General features: G+C 40.3%; 15 protein-coding genes. 10 read left to right on the forward strand and 5 right to left on the reverse strand.

The features are described from left to right. Nucleotides 1-100: 100 nt before the first annotated feature. The 3 genes from F3059_RS10215 to F3059_RS10225 are packed head-to-tail and all read left to right on the forward strand — an operon-like array spanning nucleotide 101 to nucleotide 4,293. A complete protein-coding gene (locus F3059_RS10215; RefSeq protein WP_170265150.1) occupies nucleotides 101-2,446 on the forward strand; it encodes an efflux RND transporter permease subunit in 2,346 nt (781 codons plus the stop codon). A 6-nt stretch (nucleotides 2,447-2,452) separates the two neighbouring features. After that, nucleotides 2,453-3,313, forward strand: a complete 861-nt coding sequence (gene rfbA / locus F3059_RS10220; RefSeq protein WP_151168884.1) for a glucose-1-phosphate thymidylyltransferase RfbA — start codon at nucleotides 2,453-2,455, stop codon at nucleotides 3,311-3,313. Beyond that, on the forward strand, nucleotides 3,310-4,293 hold the full coding sequence (locus F3059_RS10225; RefSeq protein WP_151168886.1) for a polyprenyl synthetase family protein: 984 nt from the start codon (nucleotides 3,310-3,312) through the stop codon (nucleotides 4,291-4,293). The genes rfbA and F3059_RS10225 overlap by 4 nt, the downstream gene beginning before the upstream one ends. Here the strand turns inward: F3059_RS10225 and F3059_RS10230 are convergent. Beyond that, nucleotides 4,290-5,183: a TIGR01777 family oxidoreductase gene (locus tag F3059_RS10230; protein WP_151168888.1), complete on the reverse strand. Its 894-nt coding sequence runs from the start codon at nucleotides 5,181-5,183 to the stop codon at nucleotides 4,290-4,292. The two genes, F3059_RS10225 and F3059_RS10230, sit on opposite strands and share 4 nt — an antisense overlap. 55 nt (nucleotides 5,184-5,238) lie before the next feature. Between F3059_RS10230 and F3059_RS10235 the strand changes: the two genes are divergently transcribed. From F3059_RS10235 to F3059_RS10250, 4 genes are all read left to right on the forward strand, one after another. Further along, complete coding sequence (locus F3059_RS10235; protein WP_151168890.1) at nucleotides 5,239-5,604, forward strand: hypothetical protein; 366 nt, start codon at nucleotides 5,239-5,241, stop codon at nucleotides 5,602-5,604. Between the two features lie 93 nt (nucleotides 5,605-5,697). Beyond that, nucleotides 5,698-8,421, forward strand: coding sequence for a 2-oxoglutarate dehydrogenase E1 component (locus F3059_RS10240; protein ID WP_151168892.1), 2,724 nt, complete (start codon nucleotides 5,698-5,700; stop codon nucleotides 8,419-8,421). 12 nt (nucleotides 8,422-8,433) lie between these two features. Then, a complete protein-coding gene (odhB, locus tag F3059_RS10245) occupies nucleotides 8,434-9,735 on the forward strand; it encodes a 2-oxoglutarate dehydrogenase complex dihydrolipoyllysine-residue succinyltransferase (protein ID WP_151168894.1) in 1,302 nt (433 codons plus the stop codon). A 181-nt stretch (nucleotides 9,736-9,916) separates the two neighbouring features. Next, nucleotides 9,917-10,564, forward strand: coding sequence for a hypothetical protein (locus F3059_RS10250; RefSeq protein ID WP_151168896.1), 648 nt, complete (start codon nucleotides 9,917-9,919; stop codon nucleotides 10,562-10,564). A 2-nt stretch (nucleotides 10,565-10,566) separates the two neighbouring features. On the opposite strand, the gene F3059_RS10255 is transcribed toward F3059_RS10250, so the two are convergent. The 4 genes from F3059_RS10255 to sppA form a co-directional block, all read right to left on the reverse strand. Then, nucleotides 10,567-11,196, reverse strand: coding sequence for a deoxynucleoside kinase (locus F3059_RS10255; protein ID WP_151168898.1), 630 nt, complete (start codon nucleotides 11,194-11,196; stop codon nucleotides 10,567-10,569). Nucleotides 11,197-11,249: 53 nt separating this feature from the next. After that, nucleotides 11,250-12,071, reverse strand: a complete 822-nt coding sequence (locus F3059_RS10260; RefSeq protein WP_151168900.1) for a hypothetical protein — start codon at nucleotides 12,069-12,071, stop codon at nucleotides 11,250-11,252. Continuing rightward, nucleotides 12,046-13,527: a GH3 auxin-responsive promoter family protein gene (locus F3059_RS10265; protein WP_151168902.1), complete on the reverse strand. Its 1,482-nt coding sequence runs from the start codon at nucleotides 13,525-13,527 to the stop codon at nucleotides 12,046-12,048. The genes F3059_RS10260 and F3059_RS10265 overlap by 26 nt, the downstream gene beginning before the upstream one ends. A gap of 134 nt (nucleotides 13,528-13,661) precedes the next feature. Further along, nucleotides 13,662-15,479, reverse strand: coding sequence for a signal peptide peptidase SppA (gene sppA, locus F3059_RS10270; RefSeq protein ID WP_151168904.1), 1,818 nt, complete (start codon nucleotides 15,477-15,479; stop codon nucleotides 13,662-13,664). A gap of 93 nt (nucleotides 15,480-15,572) precedes the next feature. Between sppA and folK the strand changes: the two genes are divergently transcribed. The 3 genes from folK to F3059_RS10285 all read left to right on the forward strand — a co-directional run bounded on the left by folK (nucleotide 15,573) and on the right by F3059_RS10285 (nucleotide 18,528). Further along, nucleotides 15,573-16,073 (forward strand): 2-amino-4-hydroxy-6-hydroxymethyldihydropteridine diphosphokinase, encoded by a 501-nt coding sequence (folK, locus tag F3059_RS10275; protein WP_151168907.1) that lies wholly within the window; start codon nucleotides 15,573-15,575, stop codon nucleotides 16,071-16,073. Continuing rightward, nucleotides 16,070-16,699: a deoxynucleoside kinase gene (locus F3059_RS10280; protein ID WP_151168909.1), complete on the forward strand. Its 630-nt coding sequence runs from the start codon at nucleotides 16,070-16,072 to the stop codon at nucleotides 16,697-16,699. Before folK ends, F3059_RS10280 begins: the two co-directional genes overlap by 4 nt. A gap of 116 nt (nucleotides 16,700-16,815) precedes the next feature. Further along, on the forward strand, nucleotides 16,816-18,528 hold the full coding sequence (locus F3059_RS10285; RefSeq protein ID WP_151168911.1) for a tetratricopeptide repeat protein: 1,713 nt from the start codon (nucleotides 16,816-16,818) through the stop codon (nucleotides 18,526-18,528). The last annotated feature ends 41 nt before the right edge of the window (nucleotides 18,529-18,569 follow it).

Genomic DNA, 18,569 nt, shown 5'->3' on the forward strand with positions numbered 1-18,569 from the left:
TACCTGGGCTCAGGGATTTTATATGTGGGAGTTAATAGCGAGATTCATTCTTAGGCAGCGTATTCCAATTCTTATTGGTGTTTTACTGGTAACGATATTTATGGGTTATAAGAGTACTGATACGCGCCTTCAATGGACGCTTCCCAGGCTATTACCCGATGATGATTCAACCCTGGTTGCCAACCGGGAATTCAAGGAAATTTTTGGATACGAAAACGTTTCTATCCTTTTGGGAACTGAAAAGCCTGTACTCGATAGCCTTGATCTTTTCAATGAATGGTATGAGTTGGGCAATGAGCTTGCAGGAGTTCAGAATGTTGATACAGTTTTATCGGTAGCTCACCTTCTCACGGTAGAAAAAAATACTGAAGCCAAGCGTTTTGAGCTCAAGCCGATTGTAAAACACAAAGTTAGATCTCAGTCAGAGTTAGATAGCATCAGGGCTAAAATCAAAAGTTTGCCGTTTTACCGCGACCGTGTTTACAACGACTCAACAGGCGTAAGCGTAATGGCAATATCTGTCAATCCTGATATTTTCAATTCTCCCGATCGTGAGGAAATGATGGATAGCATCATCACGAAAACGAAAAGGTTTGAAGCGAAACACGGAATAGACTTACGCTACTCTGGTTTGCCCTTTATCAGAACCGAAACCACTCACCTGGTGAAAGGCGAGTTGAGTTCGTTCATCATTTATGCGGTAATTGTTACAATTATCGTGTTGTTGTTCTTTTTCAGATCCGCACCACCCGTGTTTGTGAGTATGCTCATTGTATTGATGGGCGTTGTGTGGTCGCTGGGAATCATTGCAGTGCTCGATTATGAGATTACAATTTTGACGAGCATTATTCCGCCATTGATAATTGTAATCGGTATTCCGAATAGTGTCTATCTCATCAATAAATATCACGCGGAGTACACCAGTCACGGAAATAAAATATTAGCGCTATCCCGTATTATCAGGAAGATTGGAAAAGCTACGCTCATGACAAATGTTACGACTGCTGTAGGTTTTTCTACTTTCATTTTCACTCAAAGTAACGTTTTGGTAGAGTTCGGTATAGTGGCCTCGATCAACATCTTGTTACTCTTTGTGCTCTCGATATTCCTGGTTCCAAGTATTTTGAGCTTTCTAAAACCGCCAAAAAGCAAGCACACGAAACACCTCGATAAACCTTTTATCACGAGATTGGTAGAGAACCTTGTTCGGGTTGTGAGCAACTACAGGAAGCCAGTTTATATCATTACTACCCTTCTGATCGCCTTTGGTGTAATTGGGTTAACCCGAATGGAAACAACGGGTAATCTTGTGGATGATTTGCCCAAAGATCACCAGGTTGTAGAAGATCTACACTTCTTTGAAAAGCAGTTTGATGGTGTAATGCCCTTCGAAATCATTATCGATACAAGAAAAGAAGGCATGGCTACCCGAAGTAGCACATTGAAGAAAATAGATGAGCTAGAGCAACTGCTTGGAACTTATGATGAATTTTCGAAACCGCTTTCTATCGTGAGTGGGATTAAGTTTGCTCGTCAGGCATTTTACGGGGGAGATCCCAGTCAGTACAAACTGATTGCAAGCAACGAGCGAATTTTCTTTAGACCATACATGAAGAATGCCGGAGGTGGTGGTAAAGGTGTTGATTTACTCAATTCATTTGTCGACAGCACAGAACGATACGCTCGAGTAACTGCACAAATGAAAGATATTGGCACCAAAGAAATGGATGCTCTAATAAAAGATCTTAAACCAAAAGTTGATGAGATCTTTAGCCCTGATAAATACGAGGTTGACTTTGCCGGAACTTCAATTGTTTATCTAAAAGGGACGAACTACCTAGTAAAAAATCTCGTGATTAGTTTGGCTTTAGCTATTGTCCTAATTGGGATTTTAATGGCGATTCTGTTTTCTTCATTCAGGATGATTGCGATGTCCATTTTCACGAACCTTATTCCACTTTTGCTCACAGCTGCAATAATGGGGTACTTTGGCATTCCGATCAAGCCCAGTACAATTCTGGTTTTCTCAATTGCATTTGGTATTTCGATTGACGACACTATTCACTATTTGGCCAAATACAGGCAAGAATTGAAGGCCCACAATTGGAATGTGCGTATTGCAGCGATCAACTCAATTCGCGAAACAGGGGTGAGTATGATCTACACATCAATCATTCTTTTCTTTGGTTTTTCAGTTTTTGCAACATCACAGTTTGGAGGAACACAAGCTCTTGGTATCTTAGTGTCGATAACATTGCTCGTTGCTATGGTGGCAAATCTTGTGTTGTTACCGAGTTTATTGCTGAACTTAGACAAAAGCATTACAACAAAAGCATTCAAAGAACCCTTTTTACAAATACTCGATGAAGAAGACGCTAATGATTACTCAAATCTTCAAATGGAAAATGAAGACGATGAGGATAGCGACAAGTCATCGAAAACCTAATACTCTATGAAAGGTATCATTTTAGCCGGTGGCTCAGGAACGCGCTTGTATCCTTTAACATATGCAGTTAGTAAGCAACTCATGCCGGTTTACGATAAACCGATGATTTACTACCCGCTTTCAATTCTTATGATGTCGGGGATAAATGAAATTTTAATTATTTCAACTCCCAATGACCTTCCAAACTTTGAGAGACTCTTGGGAGATGGATCTCACCTTGGCTGTTCCTTTTCTTATGCTGAACAACCCGATCCAAATGGATTAGCTGAAGCATTTATAATCGGGGAGGATTTTATAGGGAACGATAGTGTAGCTCTAATACTTGGAGATAATATTTTTTACGCTTCAAAACTTTCACAAAAACTACAATCGAGTAAAGATCCTGATGGAGGTGTCGTTTTTGCTTATCACGTAAATGATCCTGAACGTTACGGTGTTGTTGAGTTTGATGAGCAAAATAATGTGAAGAGTATTGAAGAAAAGCCCGAAAAACCTAAATCTAACTATGCAGTACCGGGACTCTATTATTACGATAATGAAGTCGTGGAGATTGCTAAAAACATAAAACCAAGTCATCGAGGTGAGTTGGAGATAACAGATGTAAACCGCGAATACCTCAAACGCGGCAACCTGAAAGTGACAGTTCTCGACAGGGGAACGGCATGGCTCGATACGGGTACCCATCAGTCTCTCATGCAGGCCGGTCAATTCGTACAGGTTATCGAAGAGAGACAGGGTTTAAAAATCGGCTGTATAGAAGAAGTTGCTTACAGGATGGGATATATCAATGATGAGCAGCTTGAGAAAATTGCTAAGCCATTGGTCAAGAGCGGCTATGGTGAATACCTGATGAATTTATTAAAATGAAGCTACCAAAAAAGGTACTCGAACATATCGATTTAGTTGAAAAGTCTTTAAAAGACAAAGAATATCGGTCAGAGCCAAAAGGGCTTTACGAACCCATTTCGTACTTGCTGAATTTGGGCGGAAAGCGAATCAGGCCGGCTCTGGTCATGCTGGGAGCCGAGGTTTTTGGTAAGTCCGGATCTGATTGTGTTGAACAGGCTTTAGCTGTTGAGGTTTTTCACAATTTCACACTTATGCATGATGACATCATGGATGATGCACCACTTCGCAGAGGCGAAAAAACAGTGCACGAAAAGTGGAATGTCAACACAGCAATTCTCAGCGGAGACGCTATGCTCATTCAGGCCTATCAACATTTGATCAAAAATATTGCTGCTGATAAAGCTGTAGAGCTGATGGAGATTTTCAATCAAACGGCTCTCGAAGTTTGCGAGGGGCAGCAGTTTGATATGAACTTTGAAAAAAGTGATGAGGTAACGGTAGAAAAGTATATCGAAATGATAAGGCTTAAGACTGCCGTGTTGTTAGGTGGCGCGCTTAAAATTGGCGCTGCATGTGCTGATGCTGATCCTCATGAACAATCACAACTTTACAGCTTTGGAGTAGAGTTAGGGGTTTCGTTTCAAATACTTGATGATTACCTCGATGTATGGGGAGATCCACAATTGACAGGCAAGCGGCCCGGTGGCGATATTTTAGCAAATAAGAAAACATTTTTGCTGTTGACAGCCATGCGTGATACATCCGGCTCTGACCGTGAACTACTGGAAAAGTGGCTCAACGAAAAAGACCAGGATTCGCGTAAAATCGAGGTCATTACAGAGTTATTTGAAAAAATGGGACTCGATAATAAAGCAATTGAGCTCAGCAGGAAATACTATCAAAACGCCATTGGCTCTTTAAAAAAGATTGACGTTCCTCAAGACAGGAAAGAAGTTTTGTTAGAATTAGCAAAACAGTTGGTTGAGCGCAATTTTTAAAATAAATCGTCAAGTGCTTTTTCAACATCATCGAACTTGAACTGAAATCCAGTTTCAACAATCTTTTCGCACGATATTTTCGATCCTTCAAGCACCATTCCGGCCATTTCGCCCATCACCATTTTTAGAGCAAACGGTGGAACGGGAATCGGTAAATAGAGTTTTTTGCTCTTTTTTGCCAGCAGTTTCGTGAATTCCTTATTTGAAACCGGATTTGGAGCAACAGCATTGAACGGCTCGTTCATGGAATCATTTTTAATCGCGTGATAAAACATATTCGTTAAATCGTCAATATGAATCCACGGCATCCATTGTTTGCCTGTTCCAAGTGGAGATAGAAGCGGAGGCTTTGTCATGGCATCTAATGCGCCACCTTTTTTGCTCAAGACAATTCCAATTCTTATTTGAGCGGTTCTGATCCCCGAATCCCTGAATTTATCCGTCTCGGTTTCCCACTTTTTTGTGACACTAGCGAGGAACTCATCACCTGCCGGGCTACTTTCAGTTAATTCTTTAGAGGTTGTTCTAAAACCATAATAACCTATAGCACTGGCACAAATAACAGCTTTAGGTTGATGGTCAGATCCTTTTAGAGCTTCAACCAACGTTTTTGTGCTGTCAACCCTGCTGTTCAAAATGATTTTTTTGCGCTCCTCAGTCCATCTTTCATCGGCAACTCCTGCACCGGCCAGGTGAACAATATAATCACAACCTTTAATTGCAGACTCATCGATTTCACCCGAAGCAGGATCCCAGCTGTAAGATTCTATATTATCATATTTACCGGCACTACGCGACAACCAACAAACCTCATGGTTATCGTTTTGGAGTAACGCGGTAAGTTGTTTTCCTATTAATCCTGATCCGCCAGTTATTAGAATCTTTGCCATTTGGTTTTATTTTAATCAACTTTGAAAGCAACAAGCCCAGTATTAATTTAGTTCAATGAAGAACATATCAAAGTTAAGTAATGACGAAGTTAAGGCACATTTTGATGATCGCGAAATATTGGAACTAACCGCCAGGCAACTAGTAAAAGATTTGGCTTTAATTGGAGAAGAAATTGACTTTGATGCTTCGCAAACAAATGCATACATTAGTTTGTACAATAAACTTAAGCAACTAATTATTCAATTTGTTGAAACAGATATTCAGTCACTTATGAATTTGTTATACAGGATTGATCTCGGTGAAAAAGCTGCTAAAAGCGCTCTGCTAAAGGAGCCTGGCGATAAGGTTGATCTTTTAGCTCAGCAAATATTGAAGCGGGAACTCCAAAAAGTTTTGCTCAAAAAAGAGTTCGATAAATAAAAATCATAGTGAGATAAATTGAAAGTAGTTGTTAATTCAACTATCAGATTAGTTAAAATTATAATTTTGTATCTCCTAAGTTGAATAAACACAATGGACAAATATTCATACCTCAGCAACGGAGACGTTGACGCGATTGAGGAACTATACAAAAAATTCAAAGAGAACCCCGATTCGGTAGATGATGGATGGAGAAAATTCTTTGAGGGGTTCGAATTCTCCAAAACTAATTACGAAGAACAGGGAACAGGTGCTACAGGTGTGCCTGAAAACTACGAGAAAGAGTTCAAAGTCAAAGAACTCATAGAAGGGTACCGTACACGCGGTCACTTGTTCACCAAAACAAATCCGGTACGAGAAAGGAGAAAGTACCGCGATACAATATCGCTCGAATACTATGGATTGAGTGATGAAGATCTCGATAAAGAGTTTCAGGCAGGAAATGAACTGGGACTGGGTAACGCGAAACTCCGCGATATTATCGATCACTTGCAGCAAACATATTGCCACTCAATTGGTGTAGAATATGTTTACAACCGCAAGCCAACAGTTCTCAAATGGCTGATCAATCGAGTTGAGCAAAACCGCAACACTCCTAACTTCAATGCGGAAAAGAAGAAAAGAATTCTCCATAAACTCAACCAGGCGGTTGTTTTTGAAGGCTTCCTTCACAAGAAGTTTGTCGGGCAAAAACGCTTTTCTCTGGAAGGAGGAGAATCACTTATACCCGCTCTGGATACTATAATCGAATACGGTTCTGAACTAGGTGCTCAGGAAGTAGTTGTGGGTATGGCTCACCGTGGCCGACTCAACGTATTGGCCAATATTTTTGGTAAAACGTACGAGCAAATCTTCAGTGAATTTCAAAGCAAGGAATACGAAGACGAGATATTTGATGGAGATGTGAAGTATCACCTCGGCTCATCGGCTGATGTGAAAACACAAAATGGAAAAGATGTTCACCTGACACTTTCTCCCAACCCATCACACCTCGAAGCTGTTGACCCTGTTGTTGAAGGTATATCTAGAGCTAAAATCGATAACTATCTCAACGAAGAGGAAAAGATCATTCCTGTTCAGATCCATGGCGATGCCGCAATTGCTGGTCAGGGTGTTGTTTATGAAGTTGTGCAAATGGCCCAACTGCGCGGTTACAGAACCGGAGGAACAATTCACATCGTGATCAACAACCAGCTCGGCTTTACTACAAATTACATCGATGGACGCTCAAGTACTTACTGTACTGACATTGGAAAAGTGACACTTTCACCTGTTTTCCACGTCAATGGCGATGATGCTGAAGCAATGGTTCACACGATGGAAATCGCCACGCAATTCCGTCAAAAGTTCAAGCGCGATGTCTTTATCGATCTTCTCTGTTACCGTAAATACGGTCACAACGAAGGTGATGAACCGCGTTTTACTCAGCCATCACTTTACAAGGAGATTGCAAAACATCCTAATCCTCGTGACATTTACCTGAAAAAGCTTCAGGAAGAAAAAGTAATTTCTAAAGATGACTTCAAGAAGATGGAGGATGACTTTAGAAAAATGCTTCAGGAACGTCTCGATGATTCAAAACAGATAGAAAAAGCTAAAATCACTGATTTCCTCAGCTACACATGGCGCGATTACGAGCGCGGTGACAAAGAAGATATGGTGAAAACGATCGATACATCATTTGACAAGAAAAGACTTGTTGAGCTAGGGAAGAAAACAAATAACCTTCCTGAGGAAATTAAGTTCTTCAAAAAGATTCACAAGCTTTTCTCAGAGCGCGATAAAATGATCGATGAAAACAATCTCGATTGGGGAATGGCTGAGCTTTTAGCTTATGCGTCTCTAATAGATGAAGATTACCCGATCAGAATTAGCGGTCAGGATTGTGAAAGAGGAACATTCTCTCACCGTCACGCTGTAGTGACAAGAGAAGATACCGGTGAGCGCTACGTACCACTGGCAAATCTAAAAGAAGGTCAGCCGCGCTTTGAAATTTATAACTCAAGCTTGTCAGAGTACGGTGTAATGGGCTTTGAATACGGCTATGCCCTTGCTTCACCTAATTCTCTTGTGATTTGGGAAGCACAATTTGGTGACTTCAATAATGGTGCACAAATCATCATTGATCAATTCCTGAGTGCTGCTGAAGACAAGTGGAACAGTATGAATGGGCTTGTTCTTTTCTTACCTCATGGCTATGAAGGTCAGGGAGCTGAGCACTCAAGTGCCCGCATGGAACGTTACTTACAGCTTTGTGCTGAAGGAAATATGTACGCTGTTAATTGTACAACTCCCGCTAACTTATTCCATGTGTTACGCAGGCAGGTGAAACAAAAGTTCAGAAAGCCGTTGATTGTCTTTACACCAAAATCGCTTCTTCGCCATCCAAAATGTGTTTCAACACTTGAGGATTTAGCTGAAGGATCGTTTAATATGGTGATCGATGATGACAAGGTGACGAAGAAAAACGTGAAAAAAGTGGTTGTAACAAGCGGTAAGCTTTATTACGACCTACTTGCAGCACGTGAAGAAAACGGAAATGATAAAGTTGCTCTTGTTCGCTTAGAGCAATACTACCCATTCCCTCAAAAGGAAATGGATAAAGTGCTCAACAAATACAAAAATGCTGATGAAGTTGTGTGGGCTCAGGAAGAACCTGAAAACATGGGAGCTTATAATCAGTTGTTGAGATTCTGGGACGGAAACCTAAAAGGAATTGCGAGAAGCGAGAGCGGAAGTCCGGCTTCTGGATCACCTAAAGTGTTTAAGAAGCGCCAGGATAAAATTATTGACGAAGTTTTTGACCTTAAAAAGTAACATAACAATTATATGGCTGTAGAAGTAAAAATCCCGAGTCCGGGTGAGTCAATTACCGAAGTTGAAATTGCGGAATGGCTGGTTGAATCAGGCGATTACGTTGAACGTGATCAAACGATTGCCGAAATTGACTCCGATAAGGCTACTCTTGAACTTGCCGCTGAAGATGCCGGTGCAATTGAACTTCTCGTTGAAGAAGGTGAAACGGTTGAAGTTGGTGCAGTAGTAGCTAAAATCGATACTGATGCCGAAGCGCCTGAAGGAAGTGGATCTGGCGCTGATGATAAAGAAGAGGAAAAAGCTGATGAAGATGATTCTGACAAAGGATCTGACGATAAAAAAGCTGATTCCTCTGAAAAATCGAAGTCTGACGATAAGTCGGCTGATAAAGGATCTGACCAAAAAGCTGATGAGAACAAATCAGCTAAAGCAACGCCTCTCGCTCGTGAAATGATGAACAAGAATGATGTGAGTGCGAAGCAGGTTCAGGGTTCAGGATCTGGTGGTAAAATCACTAAAAATGATGTTGAAGCGTACCTTTCAGGAGGTATTTCAACTGATGCGGCTCAAGGCTGGGGCGGCTCGCGTGAAAAGAGACGTGAAAAAATGTCGAGCCTGAGAAGAAAAGTTGCTGAGCGACTTGTTAGCGTGAAGAATGAAACGGCTATGTTGACGACCTTCAACGAGGTGGATATGAAGCCGATCATGGACTTGCGCGCCAAGTACAAAGATAAATTCAAAGAGGAATTTGGAACGAGCCTCGGATTTATGTCATTCTTCACGAAAGCTGTGACTGAAGCGTTGAAAGCTTATCCGGCTGTGAATGGAATGATCGATGGAAAAGAGATTATTTACCACGATTACGCTGATGTTGGAATCGCGGTTTCTTCTCCAAAAGGTTTGATGGTTCCGGTATTGCGCAATGCTGAGCAAATGCCGCTTCACGAAATTGAAAGTGAAATTAAACGTCTTGCTCGTAAAGCGCGTGACGGAAAAATCACGATTGATGAAATGACTGGCGGAACCTTTACCATCACGAATGGCGGGGTATTTGGCTCGATGTTGAGTACGCCAATTATCAATCCTCCGCAAAGTGCTATTTTGGGTATGCACAATATCGTTGATCGCCCAATAGCTGTGGATGGAAAAGTTGAGATTAGACCAGTTATGTATGTGGCGCTATCTTACGATCACCGCATCATTGACGGTAAGGAATCTGTTAGTTTCCTTTACATGATTAAAGAAATGCTCGAGAATCCAACAAAACTCGTGTTTGGTGGCAAAGATCCCGGAGAAATTCTCCTCGGACTTTAAAAAAGAGCAAAATAGATACAATAGAAAGCCGGTTCATTCATTTGAATCGGCTTTTTTGTTTTCGGTCAGAGCACGTTGTTTAAGTGTTTAACAGGTGGTTTGAATATGTAAGTTTTTTATTGCTAAACATTTGTTTTAACTTAGTGTGGTGAGCGAGAGTTAGCGTATAACACAAGTCATTATGAATAAAATACTGCAAGCCTCTTTTTTAATTCTGTTATTTTTTAGTTCATCAATTTTATTGAGTCAGGAAGATGAACAACAAGATTTTTCCAACGAACGCAAACTATCAGCCGGAATGACCTTTGGAAATGGCTTTGAAAACGGTAAAGAAGGGTTGAATTTTGTCCACGGTGCAAGTTGGGAGGTTAGTTATCGCTTTCGGGTTTTCAATATAAAAGGACCTTTTCACGTTAGTGGAGCTTTTATGAATTTCTCAACTGGTCATCCAATAGAAATTGATCAAAAAGAATATGAATTTAGTTCAAGTGTACTCACTTTACCATTACGTTTACGTTGGGGACCTGAAGTAGAAGGCAGCATTGAGCCTTTTTTACAGGGAGGAGCATATTACGCTATGGCCAGTGAAGATGATCTGGATATTTATATATCAGAAAATGGAATGCTTCAAGAGCGTATAATGGTAGATGACTTTGAATCTTTTGGTCATGTTTTTGGTCTCGGGTTAAGGTACTACAATCCTGACCATAGGATTTCTGTAGTCACATCATTCGAGAAGTTTGTTGATTACAAAGATGCTGTTCCGGAATACTCAATTGGCTTTTCTCGCTACATGTTTATAGCATCATTTCGATACAATATCCTCTAAACTTACTTCTCGTCACTTCCAAAAAGGCCGTGAAGTTCTGTATCGATTTTATGGATGATGAGTCCTAAGTCTTCTTTGTCTTCTTTGAAGTTGTTGTTATCCACATCAACAACGAGTAATCTCCCGTGCTCGTAATTCCCGATAAACGATTCGTAACGTTCGTTGAGCCTCTTGAGGTAATCGAGCCTGATAGCTTCCTCGTATTCGCGTCCGCGTTGCTGGATCTGACTAACGAGAGTAGGAACAGAAGCACGCAGGTAAATCAATAAATCCGGTGGTTGAATGAATGAATTGATGAGGTTGAAAAGAGAAAAGTAATTTTCAAAATCACGGGTTGTCATGAGGCCCATTGCGTGCAGGTTAGGAGCAAAGATGTAAGCATCCTCATAGATCGTACGGTCCTGGATTACCGTTTTTCCTGATTGGCGAATATCGTTGATTTGACTGAAGCGGCTGTTCAGGAAATACACCTGTAGGTTAAATGACCAACGCTGCATTTCAGTGTAAAAATCGTTGAGGTAAGGGTTTTCCTCAACATCTTCAAAATGAGCTTCCCAGTTGTAGTGGTCAGCGAGTAGTTGTGTGAGTGTCGTTTTTCCAGATCCTATATTACCTGCTACTGCAATGTGCATAGTGTTGATTTTTCTCAGTTGTCATTTTGAATCGACCAAAAATAGGTAATCTGTTAAAGTTTTACCTGATAAATATCCAGTTGGTCAGATCCCAGTAAAAACAAATAATCACCATAGACAGCTATGTCTATGTAATTATTGTGTGGTAGTGAGATTGAATTGGTGTTGTTTTCTGAATCTAACACCGTTATTTTCTCATCCTGCAAAATAAAAACTCTATTCGCATAACTGGCAATTGTTTTGCAGTTTTTAAGCGGTAAATGTTTGTAGTAAGTCCCGTAAATGTCAAACACAAAAATCCCTAATTCCTGATCTCTGATATAAAGCCTTTTGTTGGTCTCCAGGAGTTGATCAGCCTGTAGTTTTTTACCGGTTATTTGAAGCAAATTAGGTGTTTGGTTGGTTACGTTTGTTTGCTCATTGAAGCGGACGAGTTCGTAATTGCTCATGTCGTAAATCCAAAAACCGTTGTTATAGGAAGCACATGACGCACTGATTTGGCTGTAACCCAAAAAGTCGAGTGCAACATTATCGCCACGTTTGGCAAGCCGGTTGTCTAAAAAAACGAGTTGCAACTGGTTTTTGAAAAACACCTGTGGCTTTAGCGGATTGGAAACATCAAATGAGGTGATATTTCCAAAACCTTTTATGCTGTTTGTCTGCAGGACTTTCCCTTTTGTGTTTCGCTGTTCAATCAGGTTTTTTCCATATGTGAATACATTTCCCAGTTCATCAACTACCACACCTTCAGCTTCAACCTTTTGGTTAGAGATGAGCTTGAGATCCGGCTTTTGACCTTGGGCTCTGACCGTGAAAAAAATGAAAATGATCAGAGCCGAAAAAAGCCAACTACTGTATGAATTCGAGGATTTCATCAATGTATTTACGATTGTTGGAAAGTCGCGGAACTTTGTTTTGACCACCCAGCTTACCGCGTTTCTTCATCCAGTCGTAGAACGTGCCAGCGGGCAATTTATGTATAATCGGTTCTGACAAAACAAAACTTTTGTATCGTTTTGCTTCATAATCAGAGTTTTGCGACTTGAGTGCGTTGTCAAACGTATCCTTGAAAAACTCGAAGTTTTCGGGCTCCTGGCTAAATTCAATTGCCCATTCGTGACTTCCTTTGCTGTCACCTTCCATGTAAACGGGAGCAGCAGTGTAATCCTTGACAATGGCCTTTGTCTTTTCACAAGCTATAGCCAGCGCTTTTTCGGCATTATCAACGATGAGTTCCTCGCCAAATGCATTGATGAAGTGTTTAGTACGTCCGGTAACACGAATTCGATATGGTTCAAGTGAGGTAAACTCAATAGTATCACCAATTTGGTAACGCCACAATCCGCCATTTGTGGTGATGATCAAAGCGTAATTCACTCCCGTTTCAACTTCGTGGAGCGAAAGCGTTTCAGGATGATCTTTACCCAGCTCTTCCATGGGCATGAACTCGTAAAAAATTCCGTAGTCGAGCATGAGGAGCATTGAGTTGTCTCCATCAAACTGATCCTGAATTCCAAAGAAACCTTCAGAAGCATTGTAAGTCTCTAAATAAGTGACCTTTTCACTATTTAAAATGTTCCTGTATTGCTTTCTGTAAGGGTCAAAACTCACACCACCGTGGGCAAACATTTCCAGATTTGGCCAAACTTCGCTTATGTAATCTTTACCCGTTATTTCCAAAACTCTTCTCAACAGAACGAGCGTCCAGGAAGGAACTCCAGATATACTTGTGATATCTTGCTTGGCGGTTATTTGCGCCATTTTTTCGAGTTTCTCTTCCCATTCTTCCATGAGCGCCACTTCCATTGAAGGTGTTCGCTGAAACTCAGCCCAAAAAGGGAGGTTCCTGATAATCACGGCAGATAAGTCTCCGTAGTAAGAATCTTTATTGAGTTGATTTACCGTGCTACTTCCGCCAAGAACGAGCGCTCTTCCTGAAAAAATGCGTGAATCAGGTTTGTGGTTGTAATAAATCGAGATCATATCCTTGCCACCTTTGTAGTGACAATCTTCGAGTGATTCTTTCGAGATGGGAATGAACTTGCTTTTGTCGCTTGTTGTTCCGCTGGATTTGGCAAACCACTTTATTTCCGTAGGCCACAAAACATTTTGTTCGCCCTTCATGATTCTTTCAATATATGGCTTGAGTCCATCGTAATCGCTAACGGGAACAGCTTTTTTAAAATCAGCTAAGCTTCTAAGTGAAGCGTAATCGTGTTTTTTACCCCATTCTGTTTCGCTACCAGAGTCGATTAGTTCATTGAACCACTCGGCCTGTACTTCATGAGGGTATTTCATGAAAAGCTCTATTTGGTGATAGCGCTTTTTCATGACCCACGACATTATTGAATTTCGTATATCTACCATAGTCTATAGTGAGCAATCTATCCTGACAAAGGTAATAGAACTAAAAAGCCCCGACTATTTGAGTCGAGGCTTTTGTTGCGTAATTATGAAGAAATAAACTATTTGATACGCATTACATAAGGCATTCTCGTTTGAATACCATCCATGTTACGAGCTTTTTCAAGCTCCATTAAGTAGTTGTAGTCAGATCCTAAAATCATATCAGCATACATGTATTTAGCTTGAAATTGCATGTCGCGGAGGAATTTCTCGAAAGGATCTTCCTGTTTAGGGTATTCACGAACTTTGTAATCTCCTTCTTCGAGTTCGGCCTGAGCTGCAGCATAGTTGATGGCGTCTTCGAGTCCGCCCAATTCATCAACCAACCCGATTTCTTTTGCATCAGCACCGGTCCACACACGACCCTGACCAATTTTATCGACTTCTTCAACAGTCATTCCGCGACCTTTAGCGACTCTGCTCAGGAATGTAGAATAAACATCTTCCACACCATCCTGAATTTTGCTGTATTCAAAGTCGTCAAGCGGCTTGCTGATTGTCATGAGATCTGAATGAGCATTTGTTTTAACGCCATCAAAAGTGATCCCTAGTTTATCGTTGAAGAACTTTTTCGCGTTCGGAATAATACCAAAAACACCTATTGATCCTGTAATCGTTGTTGGCTGAGCAAAAATGCGATCACCGTAAGCAGAGATGTAGTAACCACCTGATGCAGCGAGATCACCCATCGAAACAATGAACGGCTTTTCTTCTTTTGCTAATTCAGTTTCACGCCACATTATGTCTGATGCAAGAGCACTACCACCCGGTGAATTAACTCTGAGTACAATCGCTTTTACATTTGAATCTTTTCTCGCTTCGCGAATCGCATTTGCGATAGTTTCAGATCCCATTGTTTGAGTACCGTCACTTTTTCCGGTTTCAATACTACCCTGGGCATAGATGACTGCCACTTTATTTTTGATCTTATAAGAAGGCTTATCGTCATCGTCTTTCTTCTTGAGCGATGTCTTTTTGTATTTGTTGTAAGAAATGAATTCGAGGTCATCGTCTTTTTCAATACTCAGGCTATCGCGTAATTCTGCAGTGAACTCATCGTAATAACGAGTGCCGTCAATCACTTTGTGTTTTAGGGCATCATCAGCAGATGTAATCATCAAGCTATCTGCGAGAAGATTGAGTTGATCTATTGAAAGTCCGCGCTCTGTAGAAATATCACCCAGCATTTTACCCCAAATTGAAGTGAGGTATTTTTTAGTTTGTAATCTATTAGCCTCACTCATTTCAGATTTCATAAAAGGCTCAACAGCACTTTTAAACTTGTTGTTTTTTCCTCTTATTATTTGAGGTTCAACTCCAAGTTTATCCAAAGTGTTTTTGAAAAAAGTAATCTCAGCATTGAGGCCTTTCCATGATAATTCTCCTTCAGGGTACAGGTAAACTGAATTCGCTACTGAAGCAAGATAATAGCCGCCTTGAGAATAATTAGAGGAATAAGCCATTATCCATTTGCCACTCTCTTTGAAGTCTTTAAGAGCGTTGCGCAATTCTACCATGCTGGCCATTCCGCCCGGGTAACTTTTTAAATCAAGGTAAATACCTTTTACGCGGTCATCTTCTTTTGCCTTTTCAATCGACTCTAATAACTCATTTAAACCTATTTGTCCGGCATTTTTGAAAGGACCAACATCTAATTTGGCAAACGGGTTTTCCTCAGCACGGTCTACAATTGGCTGATTGAGTTTGAGGTGCAAAACCGTATTTTCTTTAACTGAAACTTTCTTTTCAGATTTTATTCCATCTTCGAGGCTAGATACTAGCCCGGCAATTGAAATAAAGAAAATAAGCACCAGTAATCCGCCAGCGATTATGAATCCAAAAGCGGATGCGAACATGAATTTAAAAAACTGCTTCATGGTAATTGATTTGAATTTAACTTTCTACAATTGCAAATTTAATAGCAATTTTGGCGACCCTTTCACCAAATACATCAAAGGTGGAATGTCTATATGGATGGATTAAACACAGCATATCTTTTACTCGGAGGTAATCTGGGAGATGTTAAGCAAACCTTTTTGAGGGCTGTTGAAGCCATTGATGAGTTTGCTGAGATAAATGAAAAGTCAGGTTATTACCGGTCAGAGCCGTGGGGCTTTGAGAGCGAATACGATTTTTTGAATCAGGTGTTGTTGGTCAGAACCGGACTCAATCCAAAAGAGCTCCTTCGTAGCTTGCTCGATGTAGAGCAGAAGCTAGGGCGAGAAACTAAAAGGCACAACGAAACCGGTAATTACCAGTCACGGCTGATCGACATCGACTTGCTTTTTTACGAGGACTTCGAGGTGAGCGAAAAGGATCTGACCGTGCCACATCCAAGATTGCATGAAAGGAAGTTTACACTTTTGCCACTCGTAGAAATAGCACCTGATTATATTCATCCATCAAAAAATAAAACGATTAACCAGCTGTTGCATGAATGCGATGATAATGCTGAGGTTGAAGAGATATGAAGTACAGGTACATTGCAATAGAAGGAATAATTGGAACGGGGAAAACATCGCTCGCGCAAAAATTTTCTAGTGATTTAAACGGGAAGTTGCTTTTAGAGGAGTTCGATGAAAATCCGTTTTTACCCCTTTTTTATGAAGAGCCGCAACGCTATGGGTTTCCTGTTGAAATGTCTTTCTTAGCAGAACGCTACCACCAAATCAAAAACAAAATTCAAACGAAAGATCTCTTTCAGCCAATTTTTAGTGATTATATTTTTGAAAAGAGTTTACTTTTTGCACACCTCAATTTATCAGAAGACGAATACGCACTATACAAGCAGATTTTCAAGATAATAACAAGCTCACTGCCAGCTCCTGAAGTCACTTTCTTTCTCTATAAAAAGCCGGAGATTGCATTGGAGAATATCAAGAAAAGAGGCAGATCTTATGAGCAGAATATAACAATTGATTATCTTGATGACCTTCAAAGTCAGTATATAAGCTTTTTTAAACAAAAACTTGATTGGCGTGTGGTATTTATAGACTCATCAAAACTCGATTTTGTGAGTAACATCAGCGACTATAAATTTTTATGTTCGCTGTTAGATAGAGAATATGATGAAGGAATTACCAGAATCATTCCTTAAATTGTCAATCATTTTAATGTAAAAAGTCATTTTTGCAATTGAAGAAACAATAAAATAGATTTGTAACGCACTAAGCATTCAATATAAGAATTTCATTTAAAGTAAAATAACACAACATGAAAGCAAACACCGCAAGAAATCTCTCACTAGTTGTTGCAGCATCTTTAGGAGTGATAGCGTGTAACCCATTGAATAAAATGGCGAAAAACTCTAATGATGTCAATTATTCGGTTACACCAGATCCTTTAGAAATGCACGGAGATAGTGTTGAAATAACCGTCAAAGGTTCTTACCCTGCTAAATATTTCAACAAGAAAGCAGTCGTTGATGTAAAACCTGTATTCGTTTCAGATGGTCAGGAAGTAAAAGAATTTGAAACTATTACACTCGTTGGCCAGGACGCTGAAGAAGACGGAAGAAAAGTCAATTATGATAAAGGAGGTTCTTTTACTTACGTAACAAAAGTTCCTTACAAGCCTGAAATGATGAGTGGAGAGCTCAAGGCTAAAATCGTTGGCCGTTACAAATCAAAATCTCAGGAGCTAGCTACTGTGAAAGTTGCTGATGGTACAATTGTAACGCCTAATCTCGTTGAAGATGACGACAAGCCAATTTTAGGTGCTGACGAGTTCCAACGCATCACAACTGATGTTCACAATGCTCAAATTCACTATTTGATCAACAGTTCTTATGTACGCCCTTCAGAACTTCGCGATGAAGATATGGAGAAGCTCATCGAGATGATCGAAAAGAAAGCTGCTGATTCAAATTACGTTTTCAAAAAAGCAGATATTCAGGCATATGCTTCACCGGATGGTGAATTGTCACTCAATGAAAACCTCGCTGAAGATCGTGCAGGGTCTGCTGCTAAGGCATTGAAAAGACAAATGCGTAAAGCTGATGCTGAAAAAGGAACTAAAGATGAGTTCTACAACCTCGTAGGAAAAGGTGAGGACTGGAAAGGTTTCAAGAAAGCTATGCAAGCTTCTGATATCAAAGACAAGGATCTTATCTTGAGAGTTCTTGAAATGTATCAGGATGTTAAAAAGCGTGAGCAGGAAATCAAAAACCTCGCAGAAACTTACACGGTATTGAAAGATGAAATTCTTCCAGAATTGAGAAGATCACAAATCGCACTTTCAATCGATAAAGTTGGTAAGTCTGACGAGCAAATTGCTCAACTTGCAGCTGATAGCGCTAAAGGTCTTAACGTTGAAGAGCTTCTTTACGCTGCTACTTTAACTGATGATCTCAGCAAAAAGCTCGAGATTTACAAAAAAGCAGCTAAGATCTATCCAGATGACTGGAGAGGTCACAACAACGCAGGTTATGTGAAGCTGATGCAAAATGATGTTAGCGCTGCAAAGTCTTACTTTGAAGCTGCTCAGTCTAAAGCATCTAACAATCCTATCGTGATGAATAACCTCGGTGTTATCGCTCGCCTCAATGGAGACAGAAGTGCTGCAATGGACTATTACAACAAAGCTAACGGAGCAGGTGATGAAGTGAATTACAACAAAGGTATCGTGAATATCCTCAATGGAAACTACGATGCTGCTACTTCAAACTTCTCTAGCTTTAATAGTGTAAATAAAGCACTTGCTCAAATTCTTGCAGGATCTGCTGATCAGGCTGTGAGAACAATTGATGACAGTGATGAGAAAACAACGGCTAAAGCTTATTACCTAAAAGCTGTTGCCGGTGCAAGAACAAATAACAAAGAGTTGGTAATGAATAATCTTAAAACAGCAATTAGCAAAGATCCTTCAATGAAAGATCGCGCTATGAAAGACGCTGAATTTATCGATTATGACCTCTCAACTCTTTAATGAGAACTAATAATTTGAGAAAGGGCGAAATTTTTGTTTCG

It is taken from the genome of Salibacter halophilus (genome assembly GCF_008806325.1).
In the GTDB taxonomy this organism is placed as follows: domain Bacteria; phylum Bacteroidota; class Bacteroidia; order Flavobacteriales_G; family Salibacteraceae; genus Salibacter; species Salibacter halophilus.